19 protein-coding genes are annotated in these 16,822 nt (G+C 69.1%); 6 read left to right on the top strand and 13 right to left on the bottom strand.

The annotated features are described in order from the left end of the window. Positions 1-26 precede the first annotated feature (26 nt). Entirely contained in the window at positions 27-467 is a 441-nt protein-coding gene (locus KCH87_RS44390) for a hypothetical protein (protein WP_210593655.1), read from the top strand. Between the two features lie 92 nt (positions 468-559). Further along, positions 560-1,246, top strand: coding sequence for a hypothetical protein (locus KCH87_RS44385; RefSeq protein WP_210593654.1), 687 nt, complete (start codon positions 560-562; stop codon positions 1,244-1,246). A 24-nt stretch (positions 1,247-1,270) separates the two neighbouring features. On the opposite strand, the gene KCH87_RS44380 is transcribed toward KCH87_RS44385, so the two are convergent. The 8 genes from KCH87_RS44380 to KCH87_RS44345 all read right to left on the bottom strand — a co-directional run bounded on the left by KCH87_RS44380 (position 1,271) and on the right by KCH87_RS44345 (position 8,321). Then, entirely contained in the window at positions 1,271-2,314 is a 1,044-nt protein-coding gene (locus tag KCH87_RS44380) for a serine hydrolase (protein ID WP_210593653.1), read from the bottom strand. A gap of 124 nt (positions 2,315-2,438) precedes the next feature. After that, entirely contained in the window at positions 2,439-3,056 is a 618-nt protein-coding gene (locus tag KCH87_RS44375) for a hypothetical protein (protein ID WP_210593652.1), read from the bottom strand. Positions 3,057-3,134: 78 nt separating this feature from the next. Further along, positions 3,135-4,259 (bottom strand): glycosyltransferase family 4 protein, encoded by a 1,125-nt coding sequence (locus tag KCH87_RS44370; protein WP_210593651.1) that lies wholly within the window; start codon positions 4,257-4,259, stop codon positions 3,135-3,137. Further along, positions 4,256-4,792 (bottom strand): deoxycytidine triphosphate deaminase, encoded by a 537-nt coding sequence (locus KCH87_RS44365; RefSeq protein ID WP_210593650.1) that lies wholly within the window; start codon positions 4,790-4,792, stop codon positions 4,256-4,258. The genes KCH87_RS44370 and KCH87_RS44365 overlap by 4 nt, the downstream gene beginning before the upstream one ends. Then, entirely contained in the window at positions 4,789-5,328 is a 540-nt protein-coding gene (dcd, locus tag KCH87_RS44360; protein WP_210593649.1) for a dCTP deaminase, read from the bottom strand. Before dcd ends, KCH87_RS44365 begins: the two co-directional genes overlap by 4 nt. Before the next feature lie 15 nt (positions 5,329-5,343). Next, positions 5,344-6,567, bottom strand: a complete 1,224-nt coding sequence (locus tag KCH87_RS44355; RefSeq protein WP_210593648.1) for a metallophosphoesterase — start codon at positions 6,565-6,567, stop codon at positions 5,344-5,346. Next, the gene (locus tag KCH87_RS44350; protein ID WP_210593690.1) at positions 6,564-7,847 is read right to left on the bottom strand and encodes a UDP-N-acetylglucosamine 1-carboxyvinyltransferase; all 1,284 of its coding nucleotides are present in this window, start codon (positions 7,845-7,847) and stop codon (positions 6,564-6,566) included. Before KCH87_RS44350 ends, KCH87_RS44355 begins: the two co-directional genes overlap by 4 nt. A 39-nt stretch (positions 7,848-7,886) precedes the next feature. After that, positions 7,887-8,321: an ATP-binding protein gene (locus KCH87_RS44345; RefSeq protein ID WP_210593647.1), complete on the bottom strand. Its 435-nt coding sequence runs from the start codon at positions 8,319-8,321 to the stop codon at positions 7,887-7,889. Between the two features lie 176 nt (positions 8,322-8,497). On the opposite strand from KCH87_RS44345, the gene KCH87_RS44340 reads away from it, so the two are divergent. Both KCH87_RS44340 and KCH87_RS44335 read left to right on the top strand, forming a co-directional pair. After that, positions 8,498-9,769: a helix-turn-helix domain-containing protein gene (locus tag KCH87_RS44340; RefSeq protein ID WP_210593689.1), complete on the top strand. Its 1,272-nt coding sequence runs from the start codon at positions 8,498-8,500 to the stop codon at positions 9,767-9,769. Beyond that, positions 9,766-10,335, top strand: a complete 570-nt coding sequence (locus KCH87_RS44335; RefSeq protein WP_210593646.1) for a flavoprotein — start codon at positions 9,766-9,768, stop codon at positions 10,333-10,335. Before KCH87_RS44340 ends, KCH87_RS44335 begins: the two co-directional genes overlap by 4 nt. On the opposite strand, the gene KCH87_RS44330 is transcribed toward KCH87_RS44335, so the two are convergent. From KCH87_RS44330 to KCH87_RS44310, 5 genes are all read right to left on the bottom strand, one after another. Beyond that, complete coding sequence (locus tag KCH87_RS44330; protein WP_210593645.1) at positions 10,336-10,716, bottom strand: hypothetical protein; 381 nt, start codon at positions 10,714-10,716, stop codon at positions 10,336-10,338. Between the two features lie 101 nt (positions 10,717-10,817). Continuing rightward, entirely contained in the window at positions 10,818-12,518 is a 1,701-nt protein-coding gene (locus KCH87_RS44325; protein WP_210593644.1) for a mobilization protein, read from the bottom strand. Between the two features lie 4 nt (positions 12,519-12,522). Next, on the bottom strand, positions 12,523-13,122 hold the full coding sequence (locus KCH87_RS50600; RefSeq protein WP_308299065.1) for a plasmid mobilization relaxosome protein MobC: 600 nt from the start codon (positions 13,120-13,122) through the stop codon (positions 12,523-12,525). 129 nt (positions 13,123-13,251) lie between these two features. Further along, a complete protein-coding gene (locus KCH87_RS44315; RefSeq protein WP_247197733.1) occupies positions 13,252-14,016 on the bottom strand; it encodes a DUF2637 domain-containing protein in 765 nt (254 codons plus the stop codon). A gap of 211 nt (positions 14,017-14,227) precedes the next feature. After that, positions 14,228-15,505, bottom strand: a complete 1,278-nt coding sequence (locus KCH87_RS44310) for a DUF3631 domain-containing protein (protein WP_210593643.1) — start codon at positions 15,503-15,505, stop codon at positions 14,228-14,230. A gap of 294 nt (positions 15,506-15,799) precedes the next feature. Between KCH87_RS44310 and KCH87_RS44305 the strand changes: the two genes are divergently transcribed. Both KCH87_RS44305 and KCH87_RS44300 read left to right on the top strand, forming a co-directional pair. Further along, positions 15,800-16,312: a helix-turn-helix transcriptional regulator gene (locus KCH87_RS44305; RefSeq protein WP_210593642.1), complete on the top strand. Its 513-nt coding sequence runs from the start codon at positions 15,800-15,802 to the stop codon at positions 16,310-16,312. Between the two features lie 126 nt (positions 16,313-16,438). Beyond that, on the top strand, positions 16,439-16,816 hold the full coding sequence (locus KCH87_RS44300) for a helix-turn-helix domain-containing protein (protein ID WP_247197732.1): 378 nt from the start codon (positions 16,439-16,441) through the stop codon (positions 16,814-16,816). The last annotated feature ends 6 nt before the right edge of the window (positions 16,817-16,822 follow it).

Here is a 16,822-nt window from a genome sequence, read left to right as displayed (position 1 = left end):
CCATCAGTGACAGAAGGAGCCTCCGCATGTTCCGACGCAACCGAGCGGACCGAGAGTTCCGTGATGCCCAGCGTGCCGGCCAGGCGCTGCTGGCCATGCACGCCGAGTGGCCCGAGACTCCCGTCCCGGCCGCTGGGCCGACCCCGGCCGCGCCGACCGACGCCACGGTGCTGCCCGACTTCCTGCCACCGGAGTTCCGGGCACCGACCCGCCAGGACGTCTCGGGCTTCATGATGCGCTGGGACCTGCCGCTCGTCATCGACGGCGAAGTCCACTCGTGTCACTGCGGTGCGTACCGGAACTGGACCGTCTTCAACATGCGTGACGGCTCGGTATGGCTGCGTTGTCCGGCTGGCCACGAGACGAACGAGCCGCGCTTGGATACCGCCTGGTACAACCGCAACTCCGGCCCGGTCGACCGTTTCCACCCCACCCTCGAGGACGGTCTGCGGCACCTCGGCCGCTGAGATCCCGAAACCCCTCTCCCTGCCCTGCGTTCGTCGGCGCCTGGAGGGCCGACCCGGTCAGACCGTCCGTCTCGCACCACCAAGGGGTTTGCATGCGCCGTTCCACCACGATCACCTTGGGCCTGAGCGCCGCCTTCACCGTCTTCGCTCTGACCGGCTGCGCCAGCCACACGGAACCCGCCGACTCCTCCGCGCCCGCACGTCGGGATGGCGACACTGCTTCGGCGTCGGCACCACTGTCCTCGGCCCAGCTGAACCAGCGGCTGCTGAACGAGAGCGACTTGGGCGAGGGCTACACCCGCAAGCCCGAGCCCGCTCGCCGCAGCGACGACGTCACGCTGATCGGCTGCCCTGGGCTGGAGAAGCTCGGCAGCGACGCGGTCACCGGCTCTGGCCTCGATTTCGCCCGCAAGGCGAAGGTGTCCTTCACCTACTCCGGCAGCAGCACCTCCGAGGTGAGCGAAGAGCTGTACAGCGACAGGCCGACGAAGCTGTCCAAGGGCATCGGGAACGTCTTCGACGCGATGCTTTCCTGCCCCTCCTACCAGGTGGCGTCCGGCAGCACTGTCGTCGACATGGGCACCGCGAAGTCGACGGCGCCGGACCTCGGCGACGACCAGTGGAGCCAACTGCTCACCTTCTCCGCAGGCGGGCACCGCAGCGTCATCAAGCAGACGGCGATCCGCACCGGCAACGTCCTGGTGGTTGTCTCTGGCTCACCCGGCCTGGTCGATGCCCATTTGGCGAGGGCTGTCGACAAGGCTCACTCTGCGAGGTGAGCTCGCTGGGCACGCACCTTCGCCTCAGTTGAAGGCGAGTCCACGGAAGGCATTGCGGATGTCCGTCAGGGATTGGCGGTCGCGGGTGTAGTAGAGCTTGTTGGTCAGAAGTACCGCCCATCGTCGTTGACGAGGCGAGATCCACATGCCGGTGCCGGTGAAGCCGTAATGGGCCCAGATGTCGTCGGCGGGGGTGGTGCCGGGGGCGGGGTGCCAGAACAGTCCGCGTACGGGTTCCAGGGCTCCGGTCTGGACGGTTAGTGACTCTGCTGTCCAGGCCGGGCCGAACCCGGCGCGTGCTGGCGCGGTCGTGGTGTCGAGCATGTAGCGCAGGAAGACGGCGAGGTCGTCGAGGACCGTGAAGGCTCCGGCGATCCCGCATGCTCCGCCGAGGAGTCGGGCGGAGAAGTCATGGGCAACGCCCTTGAGGTGGGTGTCGGTGTCCTGGTCGAGTTCGGTCGGCGCGCATCGGGCGGCGACCTCGGTCGGCAGCGGCCCGAATTGGGTGGAGTGCATGCCTAGTGGTCGCCAAGTCCGTTCCACTGACAGGTAGTTGAGGCTCTTGCCCGACAAGTATTCGGCGAGGTAGCCGAGGACCAGGGCCGCTCGATCGGTATACTCGACGGCCTCGCCGGGCTGGCGGTGCAGGGCTTCGTGCAGGACGCCGTCGCGGATGTCCTGGGCGTCGGTGCCGTAGAGGTTCCTGAGCTGGGCCCGCAGCGGGAGGCCGGCGGTGTGGGTCAGGAGGTGCCGAGTGGTCGCCGCTCCGAGTGGATGGCCGTTGACCTCGGGCCAGAAGGATTCGAGTGGGGCGTCGAGGTCGAGCTTGCCGTCCTCCCACAGAGCACCGATCGAGGACCAGACGGCGAGGATCTTGGTGAGGCTGGCAGCGTCGAAGACGGTGTCCAGGCGCATCGGAGCATCCGGCTCGTCGGGGTCGAGGACACCTGCCGTGCCCGACGCACCGTTGCCGACGACGTTGCCAACGGCCCACACAGCGCCTGGGTAGACCTTGTCTCGGACGCCTTCACCCAACAGCTGCTCGATGCGATCGGTGCGGTACGTCATGGTCTCCCTGTTCGCCGTGGGCATCCCGTCAGCCAGCGTAGTGACGTGGACGGGCCGGTCCGCGCAGTGACCTGTCGGGGATTCGACTCTGCCGGTGCTGGAGGTCTCGTCGGGCCCGGTGGCCTCAGATGGCCATCACACCGCCGCCGTTGTCATGGATGACGGCCTGCCATTCCAGTACCGGGCAGGCGGCGACCAGAAGCGTGTCCAGTCCGTTCACACCGCCCGAGGCGACGCGGCGGTCAGCCTCCTCATGCACAGGGAAATTGCCCTGCAGCGCGTCGCAGTGGGCACAGCCGTTGGACAGCTGCCTCTTGCGCATCGTCCTGCTGTACCGGCTCTTGATGGTCGCGGCGAGGCTCCCATGACCATGCTGCTGGAGCAGGCGCTGAATCAGCGCCATGGTGGTGGAGTTGTCCGTGGTGAACAGGCCGACGTAGCCGCGGGCAGGCCGCTGCGGGTACAGCCCGATCAGGCACACGGTGCCCTTGCCGCACGACCAGCAGGCACGGGTCAGTGCCAGGACGCGTAGGGCGACGGTGGTCTCGCTGCCAGGAGGCGGCGTTGTCGGCAGCGCGATGTTGTCCGGGTCGAAGTCGTCGGTCTCGGCGAGCTCGTCGATGTGCTGGCAGGTCGGGCAACGGACCTCCCAGCCTTCGTCGAGGCCCTTGACGAGATATCCGCCGCCCGCCGACACCCACACGGAGCACATCCCACAGCCGCCCGCGAACCGGTTCTTCACGCCTTTCTCCCCCTATGTGCTGCCCTCTGACTGCGTGGATCGCAGGAGTGCGTTCATGTGGGCAACTTACTGCTCGTCTCAGGCGAGTTGGCGTCCGAGTTTGTTCAAGGTCTTGGCGGTCGCTGAGAGGGGATAGCGGGCGGCGTTCGCGTAGCCCGCCTGCCGGAGCGCGGGCAGCAGGCCCGGCGCGGTGCGCAGCCGATCCAGGTCGCGGGCGAGCGCGGCGGAGTGGGCGAAGTCGGTGGCTACACCAGACGCGGCGAGGACCTCGGTGAGTCCGGGCACGGGCTGGTACAGGACCGGCAGGCCGCAGGCTTGGGCCTCTAGCGCGACCAGGGCCATCGCTTCGAGCGTCGTGGACGGCAGGGCCAGCACGTCGTGCTCGGCGAAGGCTTTCCACAACTGTGGACGGCGGAGCCAGCCGAGATACCGGGCCCGAGCCCCAGCCCGTTGAAGTAGTGGGGCCAACGCGTGGAACTGGGCTCGGGGAGCGGCAATGCTCAGCTCGACTCCTGGCACGGGGGCGAGGGCGGTGACCAGTTGCTCGACCCCCTTCTCGGCGGTCAGCCGCCCCGCGTACAGCAGTCGCAGGTGGCTGGGCGAGGCGCGGGTCGGCCGGGGCGGTGGACTGGTGAGCAGGTGGTCGGGGATGCCCCAGGGGATGTGGACGATCTTGCGGCGGTCGGCCTGTGGGGTGAGTTTGAGCAGGTGGTCGGCCATCGCGGTGGTGGGGACCACGATGGCGTCGGCGGCCCTCGCTGTCTCGCGGAGGACCTGGTGTTGGTCGCGGTGGGTTTCGGCGAACAGCAGGTCGGTGCCGTGGACCAGCACGATTCTCGGGTGTTTCGGAAGCGCCCGGATGAGCGCGGGCGTGGCGCCGAACGTGAGGTGTTGTAGGTGCAGTACGCCGATGTCCGCCGGATCGATCGAGGTCACCAGGGCCTGGCGCAGGGCGGCGACGTAACGGCCGAAGCGGGCACCGTTGAGGCACTTCCCGGGCACCGCCAGCAGGTCGAGCCCGGCCGGGAGTCGAGGTCTGGGGCCGGTGGCGGGGGCCAGCATGAAGGCCCGTGCGGGGATGAGGGGTTGATCGCCCGTGTAGAGGTCGAGGAAGAGTTCGACGCTGCCGCCGGGGCTCCCTGCCGGGAGGTCGAGGAAGGTGGCGGCCAGTGGGCCCGCGGCTGGGCCTACGACGGTACTCACAGCGCTCCTTGAGGGATCTCTTCGTACAGGCGGGAGATGTCGATGCCGTTCGTGGCCGCGTACTTGGCGCGCTGCTGTTGGTAGCTGGCCGGGGTGCCGAGGGTGGTGAGGAAGGCGAGCTTGCCGAAGGTCATTCCCGGATACACGCGGGCGGGTTTGGCGACGCGGATCTCCAAGGTCCAGCGGATCGCGTGGCCCTGGTGGCCGAGTGGAGCGGAGACGTGGACCCAGATGCCGAGGGCGCCGATGGTGCGGTCACCGTTGATTAGCTGGGCGTACGTTTCCGAGCCCGTCTTCTCCAGCGTGACGCCGAGATAGAGCACTCCGGGTTTCAGGATCAACCCCGATGCTGGGATGGGGTGTTCGGTGAACGCAGTAGGGGAGGCGGCGTCGAGGTCACCGGTGCAGACGCGGATGGTGTCGCCGAGGCGCCAGTCGTAGGCGTTGGGGGAGAGGCGTGCGGGGTCGAAGGGGGCGATGGTGATCTCGCCCCTGCTGACGGCGGCGGCGATGGCGGGGCCGGTGAGGATCATGAGGCGACCGCCTGGATGCGTGCCGTGTCCCGCCAGTAGCCGGAGGGCTGCGGGCCGGCGGCGCCCTGGTACTTGCCGCGGTACAGGTCGACGTCACCGGTGGAGACGAAGAACATGACCTGCCCAATCTTCATGCTGGCGTAGACCCGCAGCGGCCGGATGGGCGAGAGCATCAACGTCCACTGGCCGTGGAACCCGATGTCGCCGATCGGCGCCGTGATCTCGACGAACAGACCGAGGCGGCCGACCGAGGAGCGGCCGAAGAGCAAGGGGACGAAGACGTCCGAGCCGACCTCCTCGACGGTGTGGCCGAGGTACAGCTCGCCGGGCTGGAGCACGTAACCGTCCTCGCCGATCAGGATCGAGCGCGTCGGGTTGGGGCGGTGCGCGTCGATGACCTTTGTGGCGTACGTCAGCAGTGTGGGGCCGAGCCGGACGTTGTAGCTGTTTGGGTTGGTCTGGTCCTGGGCGAAGGGCGTGATGCGTAAGCGGCCGTCGGTCACGGCAGCTTTGATCTCAGGTCCGGTGAGGATCATTGCTCGGCTCCTTCGTCAGGGTCGCTGAGCTGGGGAGTGGGTGAGTGGAGAGGTCAGGACGTGGTGAGCGGCCTGGCCAAGTCGCATGCCTGCCTGGTGAGTTCGTCCACCGAAGAAGGTGTTGGCCAGGTAGTCGGTGGTCAGCACGGTGCGAATCTCCGCCGGCAATGGATCAGGGGCGACGACGAGAGGACCGACGAGCTGGGTCAAGTGACCGAGCAGCTGGTCTTGGGTCTGGTCGTGCTCCTCGGGGAGAAAGGCGTGCACGAGTTGGTTGTCGAACGGCTCGATGGCCAACAGGTCGCCGAGGGTGAGGACGGTGCCGAGCTGAACGGTGCGCAGGGCCGTCTCGTTGAGGACGACCGCGTCGGCGCCGAGGCCGGTATGCAGTCGATCGGCGATCTCTTCGAGCAGGCGGCGGCGGTTCAGGGGGTTGTTGCGGTAAGCCCCGTGCACCATTCCGAGGGGGCTGCTCAACTGCTGTTGGATGGTCGAGATCTCTTCCCGCAGCGCGGTGAGTTCGCTGGGAACGGCAGTGGCGTTGGGGAAGACGCAGGTGCGGGCGGCCCAGCCGCTGCCGACGGGTTCTGCGGCTGCGTACCCGACGCCGAGTTCGCGTCCCTTGACCACGAGGGTGTCGCCGACGGGCACGGGACCGAGGCTGTCGCTGTGGCAGTGCCCGGCGAAGATGACGTCGACGAACGGGCAGGCGGCGGCCAGCTTCAGGTCCTCCTCGAAGCCGGAGTGAGACAGCACCATCCAGGCGTCCACGCGGTGGTGGTGCTCCAGCATCACTTCGCGCAGGGCCTGGGTGGGATCGATGACGCGGTGGCCGGCACGCTGGTCGGCGGGGATCGCGTTGAATGCCTGCGGGGCCATCACTGCCGTGATGCCGACCCGTCGCCAGCCGATTTCCTGGACGCGGAGGCGGTCGAAGAGCGGGCTTCCACTGGCGTCGGTCGTGTTCGCGCACACCGTCATCCGGTGCAGCTGCGGCTCGAAGTAGTGAGACCAGCCGTGATTCCCTGGTGCGAGCACGTCGTACATGGTGGTGAGGACGGCGAGCTCGATGTGCCCCTTGCCGAGGCGGTAGAAGCCGCTGCCCTCGAAGAAGTCTCCGCAGTCCACGATCAGGCTCTCGGGCTTGGCGGCGTGGAGGTAGGCGAGCATCGGGGCCGCTGCGTCGAAGGCGGAGTGGACATCGGTCGTCGCGACGATCTGCCGGAGCTGTCGGCTCACGGGATCACCTCGCAGATGTCGGCGCCCAGCGCGTGCAGCTTGACGGGCAGGTCGGCGTGCCCACGCCGGAGCTGTTCGAGGCCGCCGAGGGTGGTGACCCCCTGAGCGGTGAGGCCCGCGATGAGCAGGGCGGAGCCCGTGCGGATGTCGGTGGCCTCCACTCCGGCACCGGTGAGCTGCTGGGGCCCGGCGAAGCGGCATTGCGTGGGTGACAGCTCGTCGATCGTGGCGCCGAGGCGCACGAGCTGGGGCAGCAGGTTGCCGTGGCGGCCGGGGTTGATGTCGTCGGCGAACAGGTGAGTGCCGGGAAGGGTGAGGGCCAGGGCCATCAGCGGGGGCTCGAAGTCCGCGTCCAGGCCGCCGGGGGAGAGGGAGGCGATGGCGCGCAGCGGTCGGCCGGTGGGCTGGGCGTCCTGGGCCTGGATGGTGAGGGCGCCGTCCTCTACGTCGGCGGGTACGCCGAGCCAGCGCAGTGCGGCGACCAAGGGAGCGATGTGGTCGTTGAGCACTCCAAGGATGTGGGCGTTGCCGCCGCTCACTGCGACGGCGCAGGCCAGGGTGCCTGCCTCGATCTTGTCGCCGGGCACCGTCCACGCGAGGGCCTCGCCGGATGCGGACCGGGGCGGATGGAGCGCGAGGACGGTTTCGCTGACCCGGCACTCCCACCCGGCGATCTCCAACGCCTCCACGACACTGAGCACTTCAGGCGAAAGATTCGGTTGCCCCAGACGCAGCGGCCGTCCGGCGACGACCGCGCGCAGGAGAGAGGCGATGGTCGCTCCGCGGGACCGGAAGGGCAGCATGATCGAGACCGTCCCGCGTCCGACCGTGGCCACCTCGACGAGGTAGCCGTGGTCGTCGACGGTCGTGCGGTCACCGAAGCGCTCGTACACCTTGAAGTGCTGCTCCATCCCGCGTTCCCCGATGGCGCACCCGCCAGGCCAGGGCAAGCGGGCCCGTCCGTAGGCGCCGAGCAGCGCAGGGACCAGGTAGTACGAGGCCCGGATGCGGGCCGCGACCTCGGGAACGGGATCCGGCTGCGGCTTGTCACTCGGCAGGATCACCGTGGTGTGCGGATCGCTGACAGGCCGGGCGGTGTGCCAGCCGGCCAGCTGGAGAAGCGTGAGCATCGTCTCGACATCGGTGTTCGCCGGGACGTTGCTCAGGCGCACCGGCCGGTGCATGGCCGCGGCGGCGGCGATCAGGGGCAGGGCCGCGTTCTTCGATCCGTCCACGGTCACGGCTCCGGCGAGCGGGACGCTCGGACGCACGGCGACCACTTCTGCGGCGATGGGAGGAATTCGTACGGCTGTCAACAGTCAACTCCTCTGCTGAGGCAGGTGTGTTGTGGCAAGTCCGGACGGGGTACTGGAGTCGAACTCGGCCCAGCAGCGCTTTCCGGACGGCAGTGGGTCGTACCCGTGGCGGTCCGCGAGCGCGGCGACGAGGAACAGGCCGCGTCCGTCTTCCGCGTCCGCATCCGGCAGGCCGACTTCGGGGACGTCGGAGCTGGTGTCGGTCACGGCGATGCGTAGCGCCTTGTCGTTCAGGTCGGCGTCGGCCGAGATCGGGCCTTCGTGTGCGTGCCGTACCGCATTCGTGATCAGTTCCGAGGCCACCACCTCGGCTGCTTCCAGGAGTTCGGCTCCGAGAGCGGCACTCCAGCCCCGTATCTCCTCCGCGATCCGCTGGCGCGCGGACGCGGCGCCGGCAGGCGTACCGGAGACGGAAATCCGGATGTGGTGCGCTTCCATGAGCGGCCTCCTGGATCGGTTCGGCCACTCCACGCAACCGCCCCACGGGTCCCTCGAACCAGAACGTGTGCCGGTCCTGCATGACCTATGCAGGAGCTGCATCACGGTGAACTGCCAGTCCATTACGCTCGGTTGAGCAGGCAGGATCGGCGACGGCAGGAGGAGCCGTGGCACAGATGGCCGACGCGCAAGGCGAGGCGAGACGGATCGGTGAAGTGATCCGTCAGGCACGCGTATTACAGCGACGCTCACAGGCGGACGTGGCCTCAGCCCTGGGCTATCACCAGTCCAAGGTGAGTCGCCTGGAAGGCGGCAGGGGTACCGAAGACGTCCGCGTGCTGCGCGAGGTCGCCCAGGTTCTGGCGATCCCGCCGCATCACCTCGGCCTCGCCGCCGCTTCGGACATCAGCCCCTCCGACCCCGAGACAGAGGACATGCGCCGCCGTACCCTTCTCGCCGCCGGCATCGCCGCGCTCGCGGCCCCCACCGTCCCCGACACCGCCCACCAGGACCTGGTCCAGTCCCTGCTGCCCGGAGCAGCCCGTGTGACCGCCGAACCGGTGCCGGATCTGCAGAACCTGCGCGATCAAGTCGCGGGCGTGCGACGCCTCTTCTGCACCTGCGACTACACACAGCTGGAGGGCACGCTGCCCGTCCTGATCGGGCAGCTGAGGCAGGCCATCAGCGAAGATCCGGGCTCGAGCGACCTGTCCGGGCTTCTCGCCACGACGTACCAGACCTCGGCCAGCCTCTTGCTCAAACAGAGTGACCAGGGCAACGCCTGGCTCGCGGTCGGACGTGCCATGGCCGAGGCCGAACGCTCCGGCGATCCCGTCGTCCTCGCCTCCAGCGTTCGTGTGCACGCCCACGCCTTGGCCCGTGACAGCCACACCGCTCAGGCCGTCACCCTCGTCCGCCACACCGCTGATCAGCTCACGGGCTCGTACGACCAGCGCTCCCCGAGGTACCTGGCCGCACTCGGCCTGCTGCTCCTGCGCGGGGTCACGGCCGCCAGCAGCGGCGGCGACCGCTCCGCCACCCAGGACTTCCTCACCGAGGCGAAGGAAGTCGCCCGCTACGTGGCGCTCGACAGCCCAGACGCCTGGGCCAACTTCAGCCCGACCAACGTTGCCTTGCACGGGCTCAGCGCGGCAGTCGTCTTCGGCAACGCGGGCGTCGCCCTGGACACCGCACGCCCGCTCATGCGCCGCCACATCCCCGTCCCCGAGCGCCGCGCCGCCCTGTGGATCGAGGCAGGTCGCGCCTACAGCCAGCAGGGCCGACTCGCCGACGGCTACCAGGCCCTGCGCATCGCCGAGAGCTGCGCGGCCCAGGACATCCGTCGCCCGGCCGTCCGCGAGCTGGTCGCTGACATGGCCGCCCGAGACCGCCGCCGTACGCTGCCGGAACTGCACCGCTTCAGTCGCCAACTGGGAGTCCCCGCGTGAGTGATCAGCCAGACCAGCAGACCGAGCCGACCCAGAAGAAGCCTTTCCTGTACGTCGTCGTGTGCGCCTCCGGGATCGCCGGCGACGTCGGCAAGCTGATCACCGCGGCCCAGGAGGCGAACTGGGATGTCGGCGTCGTCGCCACCCCGCAGGGCCTCGGCTTCATAGACGCCGAGGCGGTCGAGGCCCAGACTGGCTACCCGATCCGTTCGGCCTGGCGGCTGCCCGGTGACCCGCGGCCGCTGCCGTCTTCCGACGCCATCGCGGTGGCGCCCGCCACCTTCAACACGATCAACAAGTGGGCGGCAGGGATCTCCGACACCTTGGCGCTGGGCATCCTGTGCGAGGCGTACGGCATGGGCATCCCGATCGCCGCGTGCCCGTACCTGAACGCGGCGCAGGCCGCCCACCCCGCGTACGCACGCAGCCTCGACGTGCTTCGCGAGATGGGCGTCCTGATCGGCTCGTACGAGCCCCACAAGCCGAAGGCCGGAGGCGGTGCCGACCGCTATCGCTGGGAGGAAGCGCTGGAGCTGCTCACTCCGAAGCTGTCCGCATCGGCCTGATCAGAAGGTGTACGGAGCGAACGGACGAACTGGTTCGCGGACGAGGCGGAGGATTCGGTCGAGTTCGGCCCGGTCTTCCTTGCCCATGATCTCGGCGGCGTTGTCGAGGGTCTTCTCCCTGAGCTGGTCCAAGAACGGGTCCAGGAAGTGCGTCAATACATCGCCGGCCTCCCGCTTCGTACGCCGATACTCCAGGTAGCGCATGAGCTGTGCCCTGGCTTCGTCGGCTTCGGCGCGAGTGGCCTGCAAGGCGATGACCTGTTCCGCGTGCGTGAACGGCCGTCCGTCAAGGTGAGACCAGGTGCGGGTGTCTGTGCGGTAAATGAAATCCGCATCGCATAGGAGGGCGACGATGCGGGGCCGGACTTCGGGCTGAGCCATACAGGGATTCCTTCCGGAGTTGGGGTTGAGGCCCAAATACTCCGGACGATCCCCGGTTTCGGTAACCGGGGATCGTCCGCTACATTCCGCTCGTCTTTGGGTCAGCGCCGGGGCGACGGTGATCGTGGCGGAAGCGGGGCGACGGCCGGCGGGAGGACCGCGGCACCGTGACGTTGTGCGGCGCTGCGGGCCTTGGCTGCCTGGGCCCGAGGGCTGGGGGCATGGCGCTCTCCGAGGCGGCGGATGCGCCAGGTCAGGGCGCGGGCGGGGCTGTGGGCGTCGTCCAAGGGGCGTTGGCCGAGCGCCTGGTCCAAGACGCTGGCCGCGTTGTGCCCGGCGGCCTCCGCTTCGGCGAGCACGGTGGTGAGTGCGTCCCAGGCGGGATCGTCCAGGATGCGCTCGGCATGCTCGGGGACCGCCTGCTGGAGGTGGCGGGCGAAGCGTTGCTTCATCTGGAGGCTGGGGGCGCGTTGTGCGAGGCCCGCCAGGACGGGCTCGGCGATCTGCCCGTACGCGATCTGGAGGTGGACGAGGGCCTGCTCGGCTGCTGCTTCCTGCTGAGCGTGCTGATGAGTGCGGTGCCAGTGCATGGCATACGCCACCGCGGTGAGCACCGTATCCAGGAGCATCGCGAAACCGGACCCGTCGCCGTCCGCGGGGTTCTCGCGCCAGATGGCCTGGACACTGCGGCGCAGCACGCGGGCGCTGTCGAGGTCCGCCGCGATGCGGGAGCGGGCGGCGCGCTCGAAGGTAGCGGCGGCCCGTTCGAGTTCGTGCCGCACGGCAACTGGCGCGTTGATCGGCAGCAGATCCAGCGTCACACCGAGCGCGACGAGTTGGCCTTGGGCGACGGGGTCGTTGTTGCGGGTGAGGTGGTCAGGGATGCGTTCGGTCGCGGCGGTTGCCTGGTGCCACGGGTTGCCCGGCCGGACTGTGGCCGGTTCGGAGCTGGTGGTGGCGAAGCTCTTGCGGATCTTGGGCAGCGACAGGTCGGGGGAGAGGGTGGAGCCCGCGTAGAACACCGGCTCCCCCTTGTCGTTGGTGTCGCCGGACAGAGCGAAGTTGCAGCCGAGCGCGTCGCCGGAGGGGCCGAGCTTGAGGCGTACGGTCACTCCCGTCGCCTCCAGCAGGGCGAAGAACTCGGACTCGTCGGCTGCGGCGGCTGCGGCTCGGCGAACCCGCAGACGGAGCACGTCGCGGGTGGCTGCCTCTTGGCCCAGGCGCTTGGCCTTGAAGTGCTCCTTGCTGGTGGGGCGCTTGGCTCCAGTCCCGTCGCCCTGCTTCAACCGCCTGAGCCCGTAGTCGACTTCGATCTTGCGGGCCTCCTTCTGGACGGCGCGCTGGTCGTAGCCGCGATCGGGGCGTCGGCCGTCCTGGCGTACGAGGGTGGCGGCGATGTGGATGTGGTCCTCGGCGTGGCGGACGGCGACCCAGCGGCAGGCTTCCTCGTCCCCCTCGGGAGCGATGCCGGCGGCGGCCACGATGCGGCGTGCGATGTCCGCCCACTGGGCGTCGGTGAGGATCGGGTCCTCGGGTGCGGCGCGTACGGGGCAGTGCCACACGGTGTCCTTGGGGGCCTTGTCGCCCAGCATCTTCACGGGCTGGTCGAGTTGGGCGACGAGCTGCCTCTCCACGTCCTTCGGGTCGCGGCGGGGGCTGCGGCCGGGGTCGGGGGCGAAGCTGTTCCAGGAGGCCACGAGGTGCGGGTCGATGTGTTCGTTGGCGCGGCCCTTGCCGAAGAGGTAGCCGATCGTGCGGCGTGTGGCGTCCGGGCCCGAGCTGAGGATGATCTTGGGTATCACTCGCTCACCGCCCCTCAGTGACCTGAGCGATGGCGGCGTCCGCTTCGGAGACGGTCGCCTCTACGCGGTCCAGGAGACGGAGGACGACATCGGGGTGGGGCCAGGCGCCGTCCTTGTTGAGATGTCCGACGAGCTGGTTGAGATTGCTGCCGATCTTGCCGAGCTGTCCGTTGGAGGACATGAGGGCCTGGATCATGGCGCGGTAGTCGGCGACGGCAGCGGTGGGGTCGTCGGCGCGGGCGGCGGCGAGCGAGCACTCGGCGACGTAGCCGCCGACTGCCATACCGGTCAGGGCAGCGGCGTTCTGAACGAGGGAGAACTCGTCGTTGTTGTAGCGGGGGTGGACGCGGCGCTCGCGCAGCTGCTTGTCACGCAGACGGCGACGCGGCGCAGGATGCTGTGTGGTGATCGACGACTTGCTGCTCCCCGTCTCGGCTGGCTCCCCCGGGCCGGCCGACCCCGGTGCCGCCTCGGCGCCGGATGCCTTCGCCCCCTGCGGGGCGGAGGCCGGGTAAGGACTCCTTATCCGACAACTTGCTGCGCTGTTCAGGCCGGTGATCATCTCCTGCTGGGTGGTGGTGAGTTCGTGGTGCGGGTCGTGCATGGGCAGGTTCTCCGTGGGGTGTTGGGGTGTCGGGTGCTTCGCTGTTCCGGCCCCATGCCCCCCGTGCTTGGTTGCATGAGGGACACAGGGCGAGATCGGAGGAGGGGATGATCGGTGGGGCTGCGGAGGTCAGGCGACGGCATTGGACGAGGCCGTGTCGAGTTCCTTCGGCCGCTGAGAGGTGGCCGCGTCGAGCTCGGCCTGCAGGGTGTCCTTGAGCTGGTCTGCCTCCGCCCTGCCGATGGTCAAGTCCCTGCTGCGGAACGTGGCTTCGATGTGGCGACGTGAGGCGCGGCCCTTGCGCCCCAGTGGCGCGGTGCGCGCGAGAGCGAGCCGTTCGGGAGAGATCTCGCGGGGCTCGTGATCCTGCGGGGCGGCAGCGGGCTGAGGGGTCTCAGCCACGTCCGTGTCGCCCGGAGCCACGTCGGCACAGTCCCGCGCCACATCGGCGGGGCTGTGGGAAGCGGGGTGGTGGTGGACGACGATGTAGAGGTGGACCGCGCCGGCCAGAGCGAGCGGAGCGATGGCGGACAAGGCGCCGACCGTGACGTCGTCAAGGCGGAGGCCATCACCGTGGCGGGCCTGCTCATTGAGGCGGACGGCGTGCACGGCGTTGGCCCAGATGCTCGTCACCGTGGCCGCACCGACCAGCAGCCACACGTACAGCCGGGAATACCAGGGTGCGGTGCGCAGCATGAGCAGGGCGCCGACACCGACGGCGATGAACCCGTCGATCACGAGCGGAAAGGCGTAGGTGAGCAGTCCGCGGATATGGATGGCGACTCCCATCTGGCGCAGTGCGTCGTAGGAGAGGGCGAAGGCGAACACGGCAAGCAGAGCGATGCCGAGGCGGATCAGGTCAGTGCCGCGTATGGCGGCGATACGTGCGAACAAGCGGTGTGCTCCAGGTGGGCTTGAGGCAGCGGCCTTGGTGCGGGGGAGGGCAGGGCGTGGCCGCCGTGACGTGCGGGGACTCGTACCACTCGTCGCGTGCCTGGTCAGCACAGGTACGAGTGGCGTGGTGATGTCGAGATGACTCGTTGCGGGCTGTTCACTCGTCCCCGCGCTGACCTGCGCGGGGACGAGTGATGCGAGTGGCGTCGAGTCAGGCTGCGGTGCCGGGCAGCGGCCCGTCGGCTGACGAGGTGGGCGCGTCCGCCGCCTTCGGTTCGGGGCAGTAGCGCGCCCAGGTGTCGAGGAATTGGTTGCGCGCGAAGCCCTTGGCCTGGGTGTCGTCGGGGAAGCGGCGGTTGGCCGAGCCGATGCCGTACGGCTTGAGCAGCAGTTGCAGGCCGCGCGGGGTCAGGCCGTTTGTGCCGTACTCCGCCCACGGTGCTTCCCTGTCTGCGTTCAGGGATTCCAGCAGGTGCTTCGTGCTCAGCACGGCAGGGTCACCGACGGCGGCGAAGGCGCGGCGGATGCCGACCAGGAGGCGGGTGCGCAGGCCGCCCTCCTCGTCCTGGCCGGCTTCGTAGTCGGTCATGGCGCGACAGGCGGCGCGAGCCAGCACCGGCCAGTCGCCTCCGGCGAGGTCGGCGACGATGATCAGCGGCTCCCACGTGTCGGCTGCGCGGTCCTCGACCGGCATCGGCGGCTCCATCGCCATCGCCTCCACGTACAGCGGCTGGAGCCAGGCGTGGAGACGGTCGCGGATCGCGTTCAGGGCGGGGGTATCCCGGCCGGTGCGGAAGGACGCCACCTTCTCGCCCGCTGCTCGGCGGCGCATCCGGATGACTACCGCACGGTCCATGATCGTGTCTGGCAGGTCGCCGATCCCGGCGAGCGCTGCCATGGCGAAGGTGGGGAACTCCTGCACCTGGTGCTCGGGCCCGGACACCCGCAGCGTCGGTCGGCCGCGCTGGTGTCCGGCGTTGATGAGGCCGCGCACTTCCTCGTTCTTCTCTGCGGCCTTGGTGGTGCTGAACATGGTGTCGGCCTCGTCGACCAGGAGGGTCGGCGGGTCGCCCCCGTCGATCGACCGGAAGATCGCCGCCGCGCTGGCGTTGACCGTGATCAGCCGGTTGTGCACGGTCTCGGTGACCACGTCCAGCAGGCGGGACTTACCGCACCGCTTCTCCGGCGCGACGATCGCCAGGCGCGGCGCGTGCTGCCACGCACGCTGCAGATGCGTCGCCGCGACCCACAAGGCCACCGCCGTGACGGCCTCCTCGCTCGGCATCGCCACGTACCGCTTGAGCTGCACCCGAAGGTCGTCCAGGATCTGCACCCCCTCGGATAGCGGCGTAGGCGAGGCGGTGTCGTCGGGGTCCTCTTCTGTTGGAGGCGCAGCAGCGCCGGACGGCTGGCCAGGGACGGCGACTGGGGGCCACTCCGTGCCGGAGTCGTCCGGAAGGGATGGCGTATTCGGCTGGGCATCGGTCATACTGGGCATCAGCTCCTCTGCTTGCGGGCCATATGGGACGGCAATCCCGGTCTCCGCAGGTTGATCGCTAGGGATGGCGGTTGAGAGGTTTGCGCTTGAGCCCCCGGCATCGCCGGGGGTTCTTTCATGTGACGTGCGGGCGTGCGGACTCCTGAGGTTGGTGGGTGGGGGGTGCCACCACTATGCCACACGAATTGCAGATCGCAGAAGTGTTTTGCATCTCGCAGTGGCGATGTTACTGTTTAGGCTGTGCTGCAAACCGCAGTGCATCGCTACGAACGGAAGGAGGTGCCAGTGGCGGAGGAAGAACCGTCCGAGGGCGTCCTGCTCAGCGGCGAGGCGAACGTCGCAACCCGCATCAGGGTGGAGCGTGAGGCGCGCGGCTGGAGCACCAACGCCCTGTCCGACCGGCTCAACGAGGCCGGGTTCGAGATGAACCCGTCCGCGGTCTGGCGGATCGAAAACGGGAAGCGCCGCATCAACCTCGACGACGCCATCGGCTTCGCCGAGGTCCTCGGCATCGACCTGCGCAATCTCGTCGGGCCACCGCAGCTGGCCGCCAAAGCCCGCGCCATGGAACTCATCGACGAGGTCGTGGACGCGTTCCGCGCGACCCAGAGAGCCAACATGGCCTTCACGCAGGCGCGCGAAGCATTCGACGCCTACCTTGCCGAGCACCCCGATATCCGCGAGGAAGCCGATCTCATGGTCCAGAGCGCCATCGCGGAGGAGGCCAGCAAGACCATACTGAAGATGCATGGCCCTCCGCCCGGTGCCCGTGACGGTCACTCCACCGACGAGGCATAGCCTCCGGCACCCCCTCCCGGCCTGGAGCCGCAAACCCCCAGGCCAGGCAGCTCACCCACATCCCTAGCGATCGACCGGCGGGTCGGCGTTGCCGCGCCCCATGCCCGCCAGAAGAGGACCCACCCCTTGCGCCAACCCGCGATAACCCCTGCCTCCGCACCGACTTCGCCCGCCGAGGCCGGCCTGCCGCGTCTCTACGTCCCCGAGGAAGTCGCAGCCGTACTCGGCTGCTCCGCCTGGTGGGTCAAGGACCGCGCCCGCCGCCGCCTCATCCCGTTCACCCGCGTCGGCCGTGCGTACCGCTTCTCGGACGAGCACCTCGCGGAGATCATCCGCATGCACGAAGAGCGCCCAGCCGTGAACGCGCAGCGCCCTGGCGCCGCTCCTGCGCCCACGCGCAAGCCGACCGCGCGGCACCGGCCCGATCCGGCCGTGCCCACCGTCCGGCTCCAGGCCCGGCCACCGCGCCGGATGGCCAAGTCCCAGTACGGAACCGCTGCTTAACACACC

Origin of the sequence: Streptomyces sp. GESEQ-35 (assembly GCF_017948485.1) — a bacterium.
Classification (GTDB): Bacteria; Actinomycetota; Actinomycetes; order Streptomycetales; family Streptomycetaceae; genus Streptomyces.
This window is presented reverse-complemented; position numbering and strand designations above follow the sequence as displayed.